This window comes from Bradyrhizobium stylosanthis, from assembly GCF_001641335.1.
GTDB lineage: Bacteria > Pseudomonadota > Alphaproteobacteria > Rhizobiales > Xanthobacteraceae > Bradyrhizobium > Bradyrhizobium stylosanthis.
In genome coordinates this window covers 618,158-635,022 of sequence record NZ_LVEM01000001.1, presented here as the reverse complement: position 1 = coordinate 635,022, position 16,865 = coordinate 618,158, and the positions used below count along the sequence as shown (strand labels likewise).

Sequence of the window (16,865 nt, the reverse complement as noted above, 5' to 3'; positions counted from 1 at the left end):
TCACCTCACAAGATCGCCTCGAACGCGCTGCGCAGCGTCTCGTGGCGGAACACAAAACCGCGGCTCAGCGCCTTGTTCGGCAGCACGCGCTGACCGCCGAGCAGGAGTTCGTCGGCAAAGCCACCGCCGATCCGGCGCAACAGGCCGCCGGGAATGCGGAACACCGCGGGCCGGTGCAGGCGGCGACCGAGTTCTTCGGTGAACTTTGCGTTGGTCACCGGGATCGGCGCGGTGGCGTTGACGGGTCCTGCGAGATCCGGCGTTGCGACCACATAGGCGATCAGCCGGATCAGATCGTCGCGCTCGATCCAGGACATCCACTGCCGGCCAGTGCCGAGTGGGCCGCCGAGGCCGAACTCGAACGGCGTCAGCATGCGCGTGATGAAGCCGCCTTCCGTGCCAAGCACGAGGCCGATGCGCAAATACACCACGCGAACGCCGAGCTCTTCCGCCGGCCGCGCCGCCTTTTCCCAGGCCGCGCAGAGTTCGTGGCTGAAGCAGGCGTGCGACTTCGCCGATTCCGTCAGCACCTGGTCGGCCCACAAGCCGTACCAGCCGATCGCGGAGCCGCTGACCAGAACCTCGGGCTTGCGGTCGAGCCGCGCAATCAGCTTCACAACCTCGCCGGTCATGTCGATGCGCGAACCGATGATCTTTGCGCGTTTCGCGTCGGTCCACAGCCCATTGCCGATCGGCTCGCCGGCGAGATTGACGATGACGTCGATTGGCGTGTCCGAGGCAAGCTGCTCGAGGCCCGTGATCAGCGTCACCGGCGGCGGCAGCATCTCGGCCTTGGCGGGATTGCGGATCAGCGCGATGACGTGATGCCCTGCCCCGCTGAGGCTCGCGGCGAGCCGGCTGCCGATGAAGCCGGTGGCGCCGGTGATGAGCACGGTCTTGCGGCCGGGAAGCTTCTCGACGAGCCCGGCTGCGGGAACGCTGCGCATGCGGCCGAGCCGGCGCATCGCGGCAAAGTCCCTGATGCCGCAGAGCGCTGCGCCAACCGCGCAGGCGGTCGCGGCGATGCTGAGCAGGCCCTGATACACGACGCTCACGCCGAACGGCTGCATCGCCCAGGCGATCAGCACCGGCAGCAGCAGCACCAGGATCGCGCCATAGTTGATCGCGAGCAGCGTGTGATTGATCCGCTCGCTCGGCGGCAGTTTCCGGCTCAGATCCTCCTCGACGAAATCCATCAGCGTGATCACGATCTCGGCGACCAGCACCGCGACGACCAGCAGCGCCAGCACACCATAGACCTCGAGCCAGCCCAGCAGCAGGAACAGCAGCGCATAAAGCATGTTGCGAATGCCGTGCAGCTTCAGCTCAAAGCGCTGCGATGGGCGCCAGGCCAGGCGCTCGGTGAATTCGTGGTGATAGAAAGTGTCGAACACACCCATCACGATCTGAATGGCGATGAGGGTCCACAGCAGCGGCGTCATGATACGGCCTCCCTGAAGACGGCGGACTGGTGGATCAGCGCGCCGTAACGCGGATGAATGACATCGAGGGTGAAGCGGAAGGCGCCCTCGCCGAGATCGCTGTGCGTCACCGTGAGATCGCCCGGCGTGAGCCATTGCGGCAGCGGGATCCACAGACGTCCGAATTGCAGGCCGTAACCGGCACTGCGGAAGGTCAGCGCCTGGCCCTCGACCGCGATGCGCAGCGCCATGGAGACGCCGAAGCCGACATATTCCTCGAGCCCGGTCGGACCGGCGAAGCGCTTTGCCGAATGGATCACCTGCGGAAAGCCGCGCTTGCGCGCGCAGATGCGCGTCCAGGTCTGGCCGCCGGTCCCGCCGTCCTCGGTGACCGTGACGATCATGGGCACGCCGGTGTCGCGCCCCGTCGGCAGCGGGCCGCCGATCAGGCGTGCGGCCTGCGCGAACCACCAGCCGATGTCGCTGAAAGAGACCTCGTCGACCACGCCGACATAGACGACGCTGTCGCCGTCGGCGACGCGCTTCGAGAAGCGCCGCCAGGTTGCCAGCGGCAAGCGGCCCCAATCCTCGGCCGACAGCAGCGCGCGGAAGCGGCGGTCGTCGAGCAGTTTGATGTGAGCGGAGGTTGGAACGTTGGAGCCTGATAATCTCGCCGACGTCATCGCAACCTCCTCAACACTATTTGACCTTGCCCAGCGGCAGCAGGTTGGCGATCTTCTCGCCAAGCCGCATCAAGGCGACCAGCCGCGGCCGCGGCACTTTCAGCATCTGCATGAACCAGTGGTCGGCGAGCTCGGTGAAGGCGAGCATCTCCTTCAGCCGCTTGCTCGCGACCGGATTGATGGTGGGATCGTCGGTGGCATCGGACACGCAGGCCCTGAGCGCCGCGATCGCCGGATCGAGCTCCCGCTCCTTGCGCCGCGCCGCGATGCGCGCTGCGACCTCCCAGATGTCGGTCTCGGCCTCGTAATGGTCGCGGCGGTCGCCGAGGATCGGCACGCGCCGGATCAAATTCCAGGCGAGCAGCTCCTTGAGCGAATTGGAGACGTTGGAGCGCGCCATGCCGAGCGTGTCGGCGATGTCCTCTGCCGTCATCGGCGCCTCGGCGAGGTAGAGCAGCCCGTGGATCTGGCTGACCGAGCGGTTGACGCCCCACTGATCCCCCATGTCGCCCCAATGCAGGATGAAGCGCTCGACGGCGGCAGGGAGTTTCTTCTTTCCGGTTATTTCTGTCATAACAGAAATATCTGATAGGTGCGATTGACTGTCAAGGGCGTTTGCCCGGATGCGCTCCTGCATACCGTCCGCGGCATTTGCCTAAAAAGTTCCCAGACGGTCGGAACCAAACGCCCTCCCGAGCGTTTGCCCGGGTCGAGGCGGGGTCCGGAATGGTTAAAAAGTCCAGTCAGCAGAGAGACTTGTTCGAAAGCGAACGCAGTTTCCGGCTGTTGGTGGAAGGAGTCGCCGACTACGCCCTGTACATGCTCGATCCCAAGGGGATCATCACGAGCTGGAACATCGGCGGGGAGCGCATCAAGGGCTATACGCCCGAAGAGATTCTCGGCCAGCACTTCTCCCGCTTCTACACCGAGACCGACCGTTCCAACGGCAAGCCCGCCCGCGCCCTCGGCATCGCCCGGGACAAGGGGCGTTACGAGGAGGAAGGCTGGCGCGTCCGCAAGGACGGCACCTTCTTCTGGGCGAGCGTCGTGATCGACCCGATCTACGAGGACGGCGAGTTGATCGGCTTTGCGAAGATCACGCGCGACATCACCGAGCGGCGCAACACGCAGGTCAAGCTCGAGGCGATGCAGAAACAGCTCGCCGAATCCCAGAAGTTCGATGCGCTCGGCCAGCTCACCGGCGGCGTCGCCCACGATTTCAACAACCTCCTGATGATCATCAGCGGCAGCCTTCACATCGTGAAGAAGAGCGTCGACGACGATACCAGGCTCCAGCGCGCGATCTCGGCGATCGAGACCGCGACCAAGCGCGGTGCCGCGCTGACCAACCAACTCCTCACCTTCGCGCGGCGGCAGAGCGTCAACCCGCAGCTGATCGATTTTGCCGAGCGCATCGCGGCGATCCGGGCGGTGCTCGACGCCGGCGTCGGTAGCTCCGTGCGCCTCGCCTTCGACGTCGACCGCAAGGTCTGGCCGCTCAAGACCGACGTCTCGGAGCTCGAGACCGCGCTGCTCAACCTCGTCATCAACGCGCGCGACGCGATGCCTGACGGCGGCACGGTGACGATCCGCGCCCGCAACGTCGCGCTGGACGAGGCTCACCTCGCCGGCGAGTTCGTGGCGATCGACATCGCCGACACCGGGCTCGGCATTCCCGCCGACGTCGTCGACAAGATTTTCGAGCCGTTCTTCACCACCAAGCCGATCGGCAAGGGCACCGGGCTCGGCCTGTCCCAGGTGCACGGTTTCGCCCATCAGGCCGGCGGCACGGTGAAGGTCGCAAGCGAGCTCGGCAAGGGTACGACGTTCACCATCCTGCTGCCGCGCGCCGAGGGCACGCCCGCGCGCGAGCCGACCGGAGGACCGGCGTTCCACGGCAGCGGCACGGTGCTGCTGGTCGAGGACAATCCCGATGTTGCGCTCGTTAGCATCGGCCTGCTGGAGCAGCTCGGCTACCAGGTGCGCCGCGTGGCGGACGCGGAAGCCGCCTTGCGCGAGATCGAGACCAACGGCGTCGATTTCGTGTTCTCGGACATCGTGATGCCCGGCAAGATGGACGGGCTCAGCCTCGCCCATCATCTGCGCCAGATCCGTCCCGGCCTGCCGATCCTGCTCGCCACCGGCTACAGCGACGTCGCCGCCCACGTCCGTGGCGACTTCCCGATCCTGCGCAAGCCGTACGAGATCCACGAGCTGAGCGAGGCGATCGCCAAGCTGCCGCGGTGACGATCTCCGGCTCACATCGTCATGGCCGGGCTTGACCCGGCCATCCACGCCTTGCCGCGCAATACGAAGAACGTGGATGCCCGGGACAAGCCCGGGCATGACGACCTTCCGCGACAGCGCACCTAAACCGTCGGCAGCACCGAGAACGCTTCCCCTGCCCTGCGCAAATTCAGCTCATCTGCGCTCGCCGTCTCGCTGGTGACGCTGTCGACGCGCGAGGACGGCGGACCGTGGCGGCACAGGGCAACCATCTCGGCGACGTGCTGCGGCGGGCCTGCAAGCAGCGCCTCGACGCTGCCGTCGCGGCGGTTGCGGACCCACCCTTCGAGGCCGCTCGCGGTCGCCTGGTACTCGACCCAGGCGCGATAGCCGACGCCCTGCACGCGGCCGCGGACCATGACCTGGAGGATCGCCCGGCTCACGTCTTCAGCCCGAGACCATCGGCGCTGCGCGCCTTGGTCTCGGCCTCGCGCATGACCCGGCCCATCAGCTCGGCGGAGGCCAGGCCTTTGAGCGCCTTCGGCGGCGTGCCTTCGCGGAGCGCCTTTTGTGTCTCGTAGACGGCCTGCGTCGCCGCCGCGATCGGCGCATGGCCCTGCAGCGCGATGCGCACGCGCTGGCTCTGGAGATAGTCGATCGCATTCAATTCGTCCGGTGCGCCGCCGAGCACGATCGGCAGGCGCGTCGCCGCTGCGATCGCCTCGAGCTCGGCGCGCGACTTGATGCCGGTGAAGAACAGCGCATCGACGCCCGCGGCCTCGTAGGCCCTGGCACGGCGGATCGCATCCTCGATCGAGCTGATCGAGGCAGCGCCGGTGCGCCCCATGATGACGAGCGAGGGATCGCTGCGCCCGCTCAGCGCCGCCTTCATCTTGCCGACGCCCTCCTCCAGCGAGATCAGCTGCGTCTTCGCTTCACCATAGGCGGCAGGCAGCAGCGTGTCCTCGATGGTGAGGCCGGCCGCGCCCGCGGTCTCCAGCTCCTGCACCGTGCGGCGCACGTTGAGCGCATTGCCGTAGCCGTGATCGGCATCGACCAGCACGGGCAGCGCGGAGGCACGCGACATCCGCCGCATCTGCTCGCAGAGCTCGGTGAGCGTGATCAGGGTGATGTCGGGGTCGCCCAGCACGGCGAGCGAAGCCACCGAGCCGCCGAACATGCCGAGCGGAAAACCGAGATCCTCGGCGATGCGGATCGAGATCGCGTCGTAGACGGAGCCGGGATGGACGCAGGTCCCGCCCGACAGGATGGAGCGCAGTTTCTCGCGGCGGGAACGAAAGGCCATGGGTGATATCTCGGTTAGGTCACGGAGGCCGCACCATACTCCGTCATTGCGAGCGAAGCGAAGCAATCCAGAAATGCATCCGCGGAGGCATTCTGGATTGCGTCGTCGCTACGCTCCTCGCAATGACGGCGTTTGTGGCCCCACCGGGCCACCCACGCCTACGCAAACTCCAGGATCAGCGCGTCAACCGCGAGCGTCGCGCCGGCGCTGGCGTGGACCTTCTTCACGGTGCCGTCCTGCTCGGCGCGCAGCACGTTCTGCATCTTCATGGCCTCGACCACCGCGAGCGTCTCGCCGGCCTTGACCTCCTGCCCCTCGGTCACCGCGATCGAGACGATCAGGCCGGGCATCGGGCAGAGCAGCTTCTTGCCGGTGTCGGACGCCGTCGTCACCGGCATCAGGCGGGCCGAGGCAGCCTCGGCTTCGGTCCAGACATAGACCGGCACCTCGACGCCCTGATGCGCGAGGCGAATGCCGTTCGGAACCGGCCGCGCCTGCACCGCGACGAAATGGCCGTCGATGGTGCCCTGCCAGACCGGATCGCCCGGCTTCCACGGCGACTGCAGCAGATGGGCTTTGCCCGCCTTGCCCTCGGCATCGATGAAGCGGATCGCGATCGCCTCGCCCTCGCGTGCGACCTCGAGCTGGATCTCCTGCCGGTCGAGCCACACCGCGCGGCGGCGCTCGCGCTGCACGACGCGGCCGCCCATCTGGCCGGAGATCTGGCGCTTGCGCTCGCCGAGTACGTGATCGATGGCGGCGCCGACCGCGGCGATCCGCCGCGCGACCTCGCCCTCGGGCACGCGCACCGAAAAGCCCTTGGGGAATTCTTCGGCGATGAAGCCCGTCGACAGATTGCCTTCGCGCCAGCGCGGATGATGCATCAGCGCCGACAGGAACGGGATGTTGTGGCGGATGCCGTCGACGTAGAACGAGTCGAGTGCGGTGGCCTGCGCCTCGATGGCAGCGGCGCGCGACGGCGCGTGCGTGACGAGCTTCGCGATCATCGGATCGTAATGGATCGAGATCTCGCCGCCTTCCTGCACGCCGGTGTCGTTGCGCACGGTGATGCCGTCCTTGCTCACCTCGGCCGGCGGACGATACTTCACCAGGCGCCCGATCGAGGGCAGGAAGTTGCGGAACGGGTCCTCGGCGTAAAGGCGGGATTCCACCGCCCAGCCGGTGAGCGTGACGTCCTTCTGCGCGATCGCGAGCTTCTCGCCGGCGGCAACGCGCAGCATCTGCTCGACGAGATCGACGCCGGTGACGAGCTCGGTGACGGGATGCTCGACCTGGAGACGCGTGTTCATCTCAAGGAAGTAGAAGCTCTTGTCCTGCCCTGCGACGAACTCGACGGTGCCGGCGGAATCGTAGTTCACGGCTTTCGCCAGCGCGACGGCCTGCTCGCCCATCTTGCGGCGGGTGGCTTCATCCAGCAGCGGCGACGGCGCTTCCTCGATGACCTTCTGGTTGCGGCGCTGGATCGAGCATTCGCGTTCGCCGAGATAGATCACGTTGCCGTGCTTGTCGCCGAGCACCTGGATCTCGATGTGGCGGGGATCCACGATGAACTTCTCGACGAAGACGCGGTCGTCGCCGAACGAGGCCTTGGCCTCGGCCTTGGCGAGGTTGAAACCTTCGGCGACCTCAGCCTTCGAATGGGCGATGCGCATGCCCTTGCCGCCGCCGCCGGCGGAAGCCTTGATCATCACGGGATAGCCGATCTCGTCGGCGATGCGGACCGCGTGCTTGTCGTCCTCGATCACGCCGAGATAGCCCGGCACGGTCGAGACCTTGGCCTTGGCGGCCGCCTTCTTGGATTCGATCTTGTCGCCCATCGCGGCGATCGCGCCGGGGTTCGGGCCGATGAAGACGATGCCGGCCGCCTCCAGCGCGCGCGGAAACGCCTCGCGCTCGGACAGGAAGCCGTAGCCGGGATGCACGGCCTCGGCGCCGGTCTTGCGGCAGGCCTCGACGATCTTCTCGATCACCAGATAGCTCTCGGCCGCGGCGGGCGGGCCGATCAGCACGGCCTCGTCGGCCATCTCGACATGGAGGGCGTCGCGGTCGGCCTCGGAATAGACCGCAACCGTCTGAATTCCCATGCGGCGAGCGGTCTTGATGACCCGGCAGGCGATTTCGCCGCGATTGGCGATCAGAATGCGTTTGAACATGCTTTTCTTGAGTCTCGACCTTGGGCGGGACCCTTCCCTTAGCCGTTGGGGCCTATCGGGACGGGCCGTGTGGCTCCCGTGGTACATCAAAATGGGCCGGAGGCAACGGTCTAAATCCGGCCCGCTCTGGCGTACCAGCGCAAGACCGCGACGGCGCGGCAAGCCCCGGCGGGCTCAGGCCTTCCCGGCCTTGGCACTGTCCTTGGTCCTCGCCTTTGCCACGTCCCGCACAAGGCCGTGGACGAAGCCCAGCTTGCCGACCACCGCCTGCGACAGGATGAACGGATAGAGATCGCGCAGGCCCATGGCCCGGTTGACGCTGTTCATGGCGAAGGTGAAGGGCAGCCATGCATCGACGAGCGCCTGGACGTCCCTTGCCTCGTAGGGGTTGAAACGGATGCGCGCCGTCAACTCCCCGTCGCGGTCCACCTTGGGCCGCACCTCCATGCCGAACTCGGAGGCCATCTCCAGGGTGTCGACGATGTGGAGATAGTGTGCCCAGGTTTCGGCGAAGTCTTCCCAGGGATGCATCGTCGCATAGGCCGAGACGAAGTTCTGCTGCCAGTCCGGCGGCGCGCCTTCCGCGTAATGGCGCTGCAAGGCCTGGCCGTAATCCGCCGTGTCGTCGCCGAACACCGCGCGGAAGGCCTCCAGCTTGCCGCCCTCGCGGACCAGCACGTCCCAGAAATAATGCCCGACCTCGTGGCGGAAATGCCCGAGCAGCGTGCGGTAGGGCTCGCCCATCTCCAGCCGGCGCCGCTCGCGCTCGATGTCGTCGGCCTCGGTCAGCGCGATCGTGATCAGGCCGTTGTCATGGCCTGTCATGACCCTTTGTCCGCTGTTGGGATCGTCGGCGAGGAAGTTGAAGGTCAGGCCGTGCTCTGGATCGTCCTGACGGGTCTTGAGCGGCAGCTTCCAGCGGATCAGGGAATAGAACAGCCGGTGCTTCGCCACCTCCAGCTCGCGCCAGCCGGCGAGCTGCGCGGGGTCGGAGAGGTCGGGCACGATGCCGTTGTGGCGACAGGCGCGGCAATAGCCCGTGGTGTCGCCGGCATCGGTCAGCCAGTTGCAGGCGTCGTACTCGGCGTTGCGGCACAACATGCGCCCCGTGCCCTTGTCGGCCAGTGTCGTCCAGGACGTCGCTTCACCCTCCCCCTCGGGCTCGATCGCCGACATCGTCTCCTTCTCCGGCAGGAAGGCGACGCGGTGACCGCAGCGTTCGCAGGCGCGGTTCTCGAAATAGAGGACGTTGCCGCAGGCCTGGCAGACAAAGAGCTTCAAGATTTAGCCTCTTCGGAAAGGGAGTCTTACGCATGAGAGTTGCGGCGCCTCGCAGATACGCGCGCCGGCGGCTCATCGTTCCAATGTTTGGAACAAATAGCCAGACCGGGCGTTCGCTCATACCCGCCAAACGCAGTCCGGCGGCGCATTTCCCTGTTATTCCCTTTTGAGCAATGGCTATCGCGCTTTGTCTGTGTGAATATCGGGCCGGCACGTGCGCTCACGCATCACAACGGCCGACGCCTTGAACGATCCCTTGCCCGAGACCATCGCCGCCGAACGGCTGCGCCAGCACCTCGAAGACGTCGCGCGCGAGCGCGACAACGCCTATCGCGCGCTCCAGGAACGCGAAGCCGAGCTCGCGCGCATCCAGCGCATCGGCAAGGTCGGCGGCCTCGAGGTCGACTTCCGCGAAGGCTTCAAGAACCGCCGCTCGCCGGAATATCTGATGATCCACGGCCTGCCTCCCGAGGCCACCGATGAATCGCACGAAGACTGGGTCAACCGCATCCATCCCGACGACCGCGATGCCGCGGTCAACCATTTCTTCGATGCGCTCGCCGGGACCAGCGAGGACTACACCGCCGAATACCGCATCATTCGCCCCAGCGACGGGGAGACCCGCTGGATCCGCGTCGTCGCCAAGCTCGAGCGCGACGGCGATGGCCGCGCCACCCGCCTGGTCGGCGCCCATATCGACATCACCGACCAGGCGCTGGCGCGCGAGACGCTGCGCGAGAGCGAGGAGCGCTTCCGGCTGATCGCCGACAGCGCACCGGTGCCGATCTGGGTCACCAAGCTCGACCGCAAGCGCTCCTTCGCCAACCAGGCCTATGTCGACTTCGTCGGCCTGCCCTACGACCAGGCCATCGATTTCGACTGGCGCAAGGTGCTGCATCCGGACGACCTGCCGCATGTGCTCCAGCAATCGGTGCAGGGCGAGGCCTCGCTGAAACCGTTCGTGCTGGAAGCACGCTACAAGAATGCCGACGGCGAATGGCGCTGGCTGCGCTCGGAGTCGCAGCCGCGCTGGGACCCGACCGGCAAGCACATCGGCTTCATCGGCGTTGCCCACGACATCACCGTGGCCAAGCGGGCCGAGATCGAGCTCCGGCAGCTCAACGAGACGCTGGAGGAGCGCATCGCCGAGCGCACCGCTGAGCTCGAATCCAACGAGGCCCGGCTGCTCGCGATCCTGGAGACCAGCAACCAGTATCAGGGCCTCGTCAATCTCAAGGGCGAGCTGCTCTACGCCAACAAGACCGCGCTCGACGGCATCAAGGCGAGCTCTGCCGACGTGATCGGCAAGCCGTTCTGGGAGACGCCCTGGTTCACCGGCACCGAACACATGAGCGACGCCGTGCGCGAAGCTTTCGACACCGTGCTGAAGGGCGAAGCAGTACGGCTGGAGATGCGGCTGCGCCTGCCGATCGGCGAACGCGATTTCGAGTTCGGCATGCGCCCCGTGCTCGACCGTCACGGCAACATCACCGGCGCCGTGCCCGAGGCCGTCGACATCACCGAGCGCAGGCGCGGCGAGGAAGCGTTGCGGCAGTCGCAGAAGATGGAGGCGATCGGCCAGCTCACCGGCGGCGTCGCGCACGACTTCAACAACCTCCTCACCATCATCCGCTCGGCGACCGACTTCCTGCGCCGGCGCGAGCTGCCGGAAGAGCGCCGCCGCCGCTATGTCGATGCCATCTCCGACACCGTCGAGCGCGCCTCGAAGCTGACGGCGCAGCTGCTGGCCTTCGCGCGCCGGCAGCCGCTGAAGCCGCAGATCTTCAACGTCGGCAGCCAGGTCGAGGGCGTAGCGCAGCTGGTCCGGCCGCTGGTCGGCGGCCGCATCGAGATCACCGTCGAAATCCAGGACGCCGACTGCTTCACGGTCGCCGACGTCGCCCAGTTCGAGACCGCATTGATCAACCTCGCCATCAACGCCCGCGACGCCATGAACGGCGAAGGCCGCCTCACCATCGCGGTCTGCAAGGTCCAGGGCATACCGGGCCTGCGCGCGCAGTCGGCCCGCGGCGGCGACTATGTCGCGATCTCGGTCAGGGATACCGGCAGCGGCATCGCGGCGGAACACCTCGAGTCCATCTTCGAGCCGTTCTTCACCACCAAGGAGGTCGGCAAGGGCACCGGCCTCGGCCTCAGCCAAGCCTTCGGCTTCGCCAAGCAGTCCGAGGGCGACATCGCGGTGACGAGCGCGCAGGGCGAAGGCGCGACCTTCACGATCTACCTGCCGCAGGCGCAGAGTCCGACCGCCGACAAGGAAGCGGCAGCGCTGACCAGCGAGGCCGCGACCACCGGGCGCGGCTATCGCGTGCTCGTGGTCGAGGACAATGACGATGTCGGCCAGTTCTCTACCGAGCTTCTGGAAGACCTCGGCTATGTCACCCGCCGCGTCGCCAATGCCAATGCGGCGCTCGCCATCCTCGGCGAGAACGAATTCGCCGTCGATCTCGTCTTCTCCGACGTCATCATGCCCGGCATGAACGGCGTCGAGCTCGCCGGCATCATCCGCGAGCGCTATCCGGGCCTGCCCGTCGTGCTCACCTCGGGCTACAGCAACGTGCTCGCCGAAAACGCCCATCGCGGCTTCGAGCTGATCCAGAAGCCCTATTCGGTCGAATCGCTCTCACGCATCCTGCGCAAGGCGATCACGGAGAAGCTGTCGGTGGCACGGTAGGTGCTGGCCCTATCGTCGTCCCGGCGAAGGCCGGGACCCATACCCCAGGGAGAAGTTTGACGCGAGATGGTCATTGGCAATCTTCGCCAAACACCTTTTCGTGGTTATGGGTCCCGGCCTTCGCCGGGACGACGATTGAGTGTTAGGCTACAGTTACCTTTACAACAGAGCGCCCATGAAACCCGCCCTCCTCTCCGCCTGGCAGACCTGGGCGCTGCTCTCGGCCTGCTTTGCGGCGCTGACCGCTATTTTCGCCAAGGTCGGCGTCGAGAACATCAATCCGGACCTCGCCACCTTCATCCGCACCATCGTGGTGCTGCTCGCCTTCTCGCTGCTGCTGTTCTTCACCGGGCAATTCGTCGTCCCCTCGGCGGTCTCCTCGAAGACCTGGCTGTTCCTGGTGCTGTCGGGGCTTGCGACCGGCGCCTCGTGGCTCTGCTATTTTCGCGCGCTCAAGCTCGGGCCTGCGACGCTGGTTGCGCCGATCGACAAGCTCAGCGTCGTGCTGGTCGCCCTGTTCGCCTTCACCTTTCTCGGCGAGCGGCCGACGGCGCAGGGCTGGGTCGGCATCGCCATGATCGGCGCAGGCGCGGTATTGCTGGCCGTGAAGCTTTAAGGCGGAACAAAAAAGCCATGACGCTCGTTTCTGGCCGGACGCTTCCGCGCCTCGATCGAGACATTGATGTCGAACCAGCATCCTGATCAGACGAGGCGCGCCGGCCGCGCGCTGGATGCGGCCAATTTCTTCCTCGCCGACGTCCGCGACGGGCTCGGTCCCTATCTTGCCGTCTATCTCCTCACCGAGCAGCATTGGGACGAGGCGCGCATTGGCCTCGTGATGTCGATCGCGACGATCGCCGGCATCGTGGCGCAGACGCCGGCGGGTGCGCTGGTCGATGCGACGCGCGCGAAACGGCTGGTGATGGCTGTCGCCGCGATCATGGTGACATCGGCTTCGCTATCGCTTCCCCTGTTTCCGACCTTCCTGCCGGTCGCGATCTCGCAAGGCATTGCGCAGGCCGCCGCCGTGATCTTTCCGCCGGCGATCGCCGCCGTCTCGCTCGGCATCTTCGGCCATGCCGCCTTCACTGGGCGGATCGGCCGCAATGAGACCTTCAATCACGCCGGCAATGCGGTCGCGGCCGGGCTTGCCGGGCTCACCGCCTATTGGTTCGGCCCGGCCGTGGTCTTCTATCTGCTCGGTGCCATGGCGGTCGCAAGCCTCGCCAGCATCCTCGCGATCCCCGAACGGGCGATCGATCACGACCTTGCCCGCGGGCTGCACGATGCCGATGGCGGCAGCCCGCATGAGCCGCCCTCAGGCCTCGCCGTGCTGCTGACCTGCCGCCCCCTGCTCGTCTTCGCGGTCTGCGTCCTGCTGTTCCATCTCTCCAATGCGGCGATGCTGCCGCTGGTCGGACAGAAGCTCGCGCTGCAGGACAGGAACATGGGCACCAGCCTGATGTCGGCCTGCATCGTCGCGGCGCAGATCGTGATGGTGCCGTTCGCGATGCTGGTCGGCGCCAAGGCCGACCGGTGGGGTCACAAACGCTTCTTCCTCGCAGCGCTGCTGATCCTGCCGATCCGCGGCGCGCTCTACACGCTCTCGGACAATCCGTTCTGGCTGGTCGGCGTGCAGCTTCTCGACGGCGTCGGCGCCGGCATTTTCGGCGCCATCTTCCCGGTCATCGTTGCCGACCTCATGCGCAACACCGGCCGCTTCAACGTGGCGCAAGGCGCGGTCATCACCGCCCAGAGCATCGGAGCTGCGCTGTCGACGGCGCTTGCCGGCTTCGTCGTGGTCGGCGCGGGCTACAGCGCGGCCTTCATCACGCTCGGTGCGGTCGCTGCGATCGGCGCAATCATCTGCCTCCTCGCCCTGCCCGAGACACGGCATGGCGCCTTGCCGCCGCAGGGGAAGACAGCGCCGCCGACATCGGCTATCGCTGCCGAATGAACCCTTTCCACATCGAGGACTAAGCGTGCCGTCTGACGCCATCTGGGCCTGGGGCATCATTGCGCTTGCGACCGCAGGCGTCATCATCCGGCCGTTTCGCCTGCCCGAGGCGATCTGGGCGGTCGTCGGCGCCGGCGCTCTCGTTCTGCTCGGCTTGCTGCCCTGGCAGGACGCGCTTGTCGGCATCGAGAAGGGCCTCGATGTCTATCTCTTCCTGATCGGCATGATGCTGATTGCCGAGCTCGCCCGGCTCGAGGGCCTGTTCGACTATCTCGCCGCGCTCGCGGTGGAATATGCAGGCGGCTCGCCGCAGCGGCTGTTCCTGCTGATCTATCTCGTCGGCACGCTGGTGACGGTGCTGCTCTCGAACGACGCCACCGCGATCGTGCTGACACCCGCCGTCTATGCCGCGACGCGCGCGGCCGGCGCCAAGCCGCTGCCTTATTTGTTCGTCTGCGCCTTCATCGCCAATGCCGCGAGCTTCGTGCTGCCGATCTCCAATCCCGCCAACCTCGTCGTGTTCGGCGCGCGCATGCCGCAGCTGACCGAATGGCTGCGCCTGTTCGCCCTGCCCTCGGCGGCCTCGATCCTGCTGACCTACATCGTCTTGCGCCTGACCCAGCACCGGGCGCTCAAGGAAGAGACGATTGCGCGCAGCGTGCCGCATCCGAAGCTCGGCCGCGGCGGCAAGCTGACCGCCATAGGCATCGTCGCGATCGGCGTTGTGCTGGTCACGGCCTCTGCAATGGACAAGCAGTTGGGCCTGCCGACCTTCATCTGCGGCGTGGTGACGGCCGCGCTCGTACTGCTGATCAGCAGCCAGTCGCCGCTGCCCGTGCTGCGCGGCGTGTCCTGGAGCGTGCTGCCGCTGGTCGGCGGGCTCTTCGTGATGGTGGAGGCCCTGATCAAGACCGGCGTGATCGGACAGCTCAGCGCGCTGCTGCACCAGGCCGTCGCGCAATCGGTGCCTCAAGCCGCCTGGAGCGTCGGCATCGCCACAGCCCTCGCCACCAATATCGCCAACAACCTTCCCGTCGGGCTCGTCGCAGGCTCGGTCGCCGCCAGCGATCACCTGCCCGCCCCCGTCGTCAGCGCCATCCTGATCGGCGTCGATCTCGGCCCCAATCTGTCGGTGACCGGCTCGCTCGCCACCATCCTGTGGCTGGTCGCGCTTCGCCGCGAGAAGATCGAGGTCGGCGCCTGGCCGTTCCTCAAGCTCGGCATGCTGGTGACGCCACCGGCCCTGATCGCGGCGCTGGCGGCGGCCATCAGGTAGCGGCGGCAGAGCCGTCTCGGAAATCAGTTGCAGCTATTTGCGGTGCATCAATGCCGCCGGCGAAGCCGCGGCTAGACTCTCATTGTCGCGCAGGTCAGACGGATTTGGCGCGGCAAGGAAGGTTCATCATGCAGATCCAATCCAAGGCATTGCCGCGGGGCTTTTCCCTGCGTCGCGCGATTCAGGGCTTCATTGCGCCGAACGGGAGCCGGGCCGAAACGTCCCACCCCCTGCTGATCGTCACCGCAGCGGTGCTGTTCACCCTGTTCGCCATCGTTCAGATCGATCTTCACACCGCCCAGCTTCAGGCCATCGGCCTGCTCGGCCACGGAGCCGGAATCGACCCGGTCTTCCTGAGCCCGTAGCGGGAGAAGCCCGATCGCGGCACCAAGGCCGCGACCGGGCAACGTTCAGAGTCTATTGCTCGAGCATGATCTTGTCGGAAAACCGCTTCGCACTTTTCCGGATCATGCTCTAGTCGTTCTCGTAGCCGTAGACTTCCGGCAGGATGAAGATTGCGGCGAGCAATCCGATCAGCGGGAAGATCGCGACCATCAGCGTGGCGTTGGCCTGCCCGATCGCGGCGAACACCGTCGGGAACAGGAAGATCGCCAGGAACGACGGCAGCTTCACGAACATGTAGGCGAAGCCGCTGGCCGTGCCGCGATATTTCGGCCTGGCGACCATGGTCGGGATCGTCATGCAGTTCGACGCGTCCCAATAATGGCCCCACAGCATCGCAGCCGCCGCGAACGGCAACAGGATCTTGTTGTCGGTGTAGAGCGCGAAGGCCGCGACCAGCAGCGCGGCCAGCACGATCGCGAAGCCCGCGATCGAGATGCCGCGGTGGCCGATCTTCGGCGTCAGCAGCGGTCCGACCCAACCCGACAGGGCGGCGAAGGAGAACAGCGCCATCGTCACCAGATTGATGCCGAGCACGCTCGACACGCCGACCATGACGAAGAGCACCGGCAGGTAGAACGCGAAGGTCGAGAACTCGCTGGCCTGCACGAAACAGGCGATCCAGCCGTACAGCGTGGCGCGCCAGCGGATCGGGTCCTTCCTGAGGTCGGTGAGGAAGTCGCGGGTCGAGACCTTCGGCATCTCCACGTCGTGGTCCGGCAGCATGTCGAGATTGTCGTTGAACATCTCGCGCGCGACCTGCTTGGCCTCGCGATAGCGCCCCTTCTGCACCAGCCACACCGCCGTCTCCGGCACGTCATGGCGCATGATCAGGATGATCAGTGCCGGCACGGCGCCGAGGCCGAGCGTCACGCGCCACAGCATCTCGTGCTGCATGTCGATCAGCAGGAAGATCACGATGACGCCGATGGTCAGCACCTCGCCGACCGCGAACATGAACTGCCAGCGGTTGCCCATGACCTCGCGCTCACCCTTGGCCATGGATTCCATGATGTAGGTGTAGCCGGTCGAGATGTCCGAGCCGAGCGGAATGCCGAGCAGGAAGCGGATCACGATCAGCCAGGTGATATCGGGCACGAAGGCCTGCGCCAGCGCCAGCACGATGAACATCACCATCGTGGTCAGGAACATGACGCGGCGGCCGATCTTGTCCGACAGCCAGCCGCCGAGCAGTGCGCCAATGAGCGCGCCGCCCTGCGTGCCTGCTGCGGCAAGGCCGAGCATCAGTGCAGAAGGATTGTACTGCTCCTTGATGAAGATCAGCACGAAGGCGATCGAATAGAGGTCCCACGCCTCGACCAGGATCGAGGCCATCATCAGCCAGCCGACCTTGTTGCCCTTGGGACTGTAGTTCGTGATGAGGTAGCGGACCGCGGCTTCGCTCGCGGTCGGTTGTGGCATTGCCATCGTTGACATTCTCTTGGTC

14 protein-coding genes are annotated in these 16,865 nt (G+C 66.2%); 6 read left to right on the top strand and 8 right to left on the bottom strand.

The window, feature by feature from the left end; all coding sequences use genetic code 11:
• Positions 1–5: 5 nt before the first annotated feature.
• From A7X65_RS03190 to A7X65_RS03180, 3 genes are read right to left on the bottom strand one after another with little or no spacing between them, the layout of a single operon-like run.
• On the bottom strand, positions 6–1,442 hold the full coding sequence (locus A7X65_RS03190) for a TIGR01777 family oxidoreductase (protein WP_063682881.1): 1,437 nt from the start codon (positions 1,440–1,442) through the stop codon (positions 6–8).
• The gene (locus A7X65_RS03185) at positions 1,439–2,104 is read right to left on the bottom strand and encodes a DUF4166 domain-containing protein (RefSeq protein ID WP_063682880.1); all 666 of its coding nucleotides are present in this window, start codon (positions 2,102–2,104) and stop codon (positions 1,439–1,441) included. Before A7X65_RS03185 ends, A7X65_RS03190 begins: the two co-directional genes overlap by 4 nt.
• 16 nt (positions 2,105–2,120) lie before the next feature.
• Positions 2,121–2,678, bottom strand: coding sequence for a GbsR/MarR family transcriptional regulator (locus A7X65_RS03180; protein WP_063682879.1), 558 nt, complete (start codon positions 2,676–2,678; stop codon positions 2,121–2,123).
• 152 nt (positions 2,679–2,830) lie between these two features.
• Here A7X65_RS03180 and A7X65_RS03175 point away from each other — a divergent pair, with 152 nt between their 5' ends.
• The gene (locus A7X65_RS03175; RefSeq protein WP_063682878.1) at positions 2,831–4,351 is read left to right on the top strand and encodes a PAS domain-containing sensor histidine kinase; all 1,521 of its coding nucleotides are present in this window, start codon (positions 2,831–2,833) and stop codon (positions 4,349–4,351) included.
• Between the two features lie 122 nt (positions 4,352–4,473).
• Here A7X65_RS03175 and A7X65_RS03170 read toward each other — a convergent pair whose 3' ends face one another.
• The 4 genes from A7X65_RS03170 to A7X65_RS03155 all read right to left on the bottom strand — a co-directional run bounded on the left by A7X65_RS03170 (position 4,474) and on the right by A7X65_RS03155 (position 9,091).
• On the bottom strand, positions 4,474–4,773 hold the full coding sequence (locus tag A7X65_RS03170) for an acylphosphatase (protein WP_063682877.1): 300 nt from the start codon (positions 4,771–4,773) through the stop codon (positions 4,474–4,476).
• Positions 4,770–5,636 carry an isocitrate lyase/PEP mutase family protein gene (locus tag A7X65_RS03165; protein ID WP_063682876.1) on the bottom strand — a complete coding sequence of 289 codons (867 nt, stop codon included), beginning with the start codon at positions 5,634–5,636 and terminating at the stop codon, positions 4,770–4,772. Before A7X65_RS03165 ends, A7X65_RS03170 begins: the two co-directional genes overlap by 4 nt.
• A 158-nt stretch (positions 5,637–5,794) precedes the next feature.
• Positions 5,795–7,810 carry an acetyl-CoA carboxylase biotin carboxylase subunit gene (locus A7X65_RS03160; protein ID WP_063682875.1) on the bottom strand — a complete coding sequence of 672 codons (2,016 nt, stop codon included), beginning with the start codon at positions 7,808–7,810 and terminating at the stop codon, positions 5,795–5,797.
• A gap of 174 nt (positions 7,811–7,984) precedes the next feature.
• Positions 7,985–9,091, bottom strand: a complete 1,107-nt coding sequence (locus tag A7X65_RS03155) for a zinc-binding metallopeptidase family protein (RefSeq protein ID WP_063682874.1) — start codon at positions 9,089–9,091, stop codon at positions 7,985–7,987.
• Between the two features lie 214 nt (positions 9,092–9,305).
• Here A7X65_RS03155 and A7X65_RS03150 point away from each other — a divergent pair, with 214 nt between their 5' ends.
• The 5 genes from A7X65_RS03150 (at position 9,306) to A7X65_RS03130 (ending at position 15,381) form a co-directional block, all read left to right on the top strand.
• Positions 9,306–11,783 carry a hybrid sensor histidine kinase/response regulator gene (locus A7X65_RS03150; protein ID WP_063682873.1) on the top strand — a complete coding sequence of 826 codons (2,478 nt, stop codon included), beginning with the start codon at positions 9,306–9,308 and terminating at the stop codon, positions 11,781–11,783.
• Positions 11,784–11,958: 175 nt separating this feature from the next.
• Positions 11,959–12,399 carry an EamA family transporter gene (locus A7X65_RS03145; RefSeq protein ID WP_063682872.1) on the top strand — a complete coding sequence of 147 codons (441 nt, stop codon included), beginning with the start codon at positions 11,959–11,961 and terminating at the stop codon, positions 12,397–12,399.
• Between the two features lie 66 nt (positions 12,400–12,465).
• Positions 12,466–13,740, top strand: coding sequence for an MFS transporter (locus A7X65_RS03140; RefSeq protein WP_063682871.1), 1,275 nt, complete (start codon positions 12,466–12,468; stop codon positions 13,738–13,740).
• 25 nt (positions 13,741–13,765) lie between these two features.
• Complete coding sequence (locus A7X65_RS03135; protein WP_063682870.1) at positions 13,766–15,016, top strand: arsenic transporter; 1,251 nt, start codon at positions 13,766–13,768, stop codon at positions 15,014–15,016.
• Between the two features lie 128 nt (positions 15,017–15,144).
• Positions 15,145–15,381, top strand: coding sequence for a hypothetical protein (locus A7X65_RS03130; protein ID WP_063682869.1), 237 nt, complete (start codon positions 15,145–15,147; stop codon positions 15,379–15,381).
• 109 nt (positions 15,382–15,490) lie between these two features.
• Here the strand turns inward: A7X65_RS03130 and A7X65_RS03125 are convergent, their stop codons facing one another.
• A complete protein-coding gene (locus A7X65_RS03125; RefSeq protein WP_063682868.1) occupies positions 15,491–16,855 on the bottom strand; it encodes an MFS transporter in 1,365 nt (454 codons plus the stop codon).
• Positions 16,856–16,865: the final 10 nt, after the last annotated feature.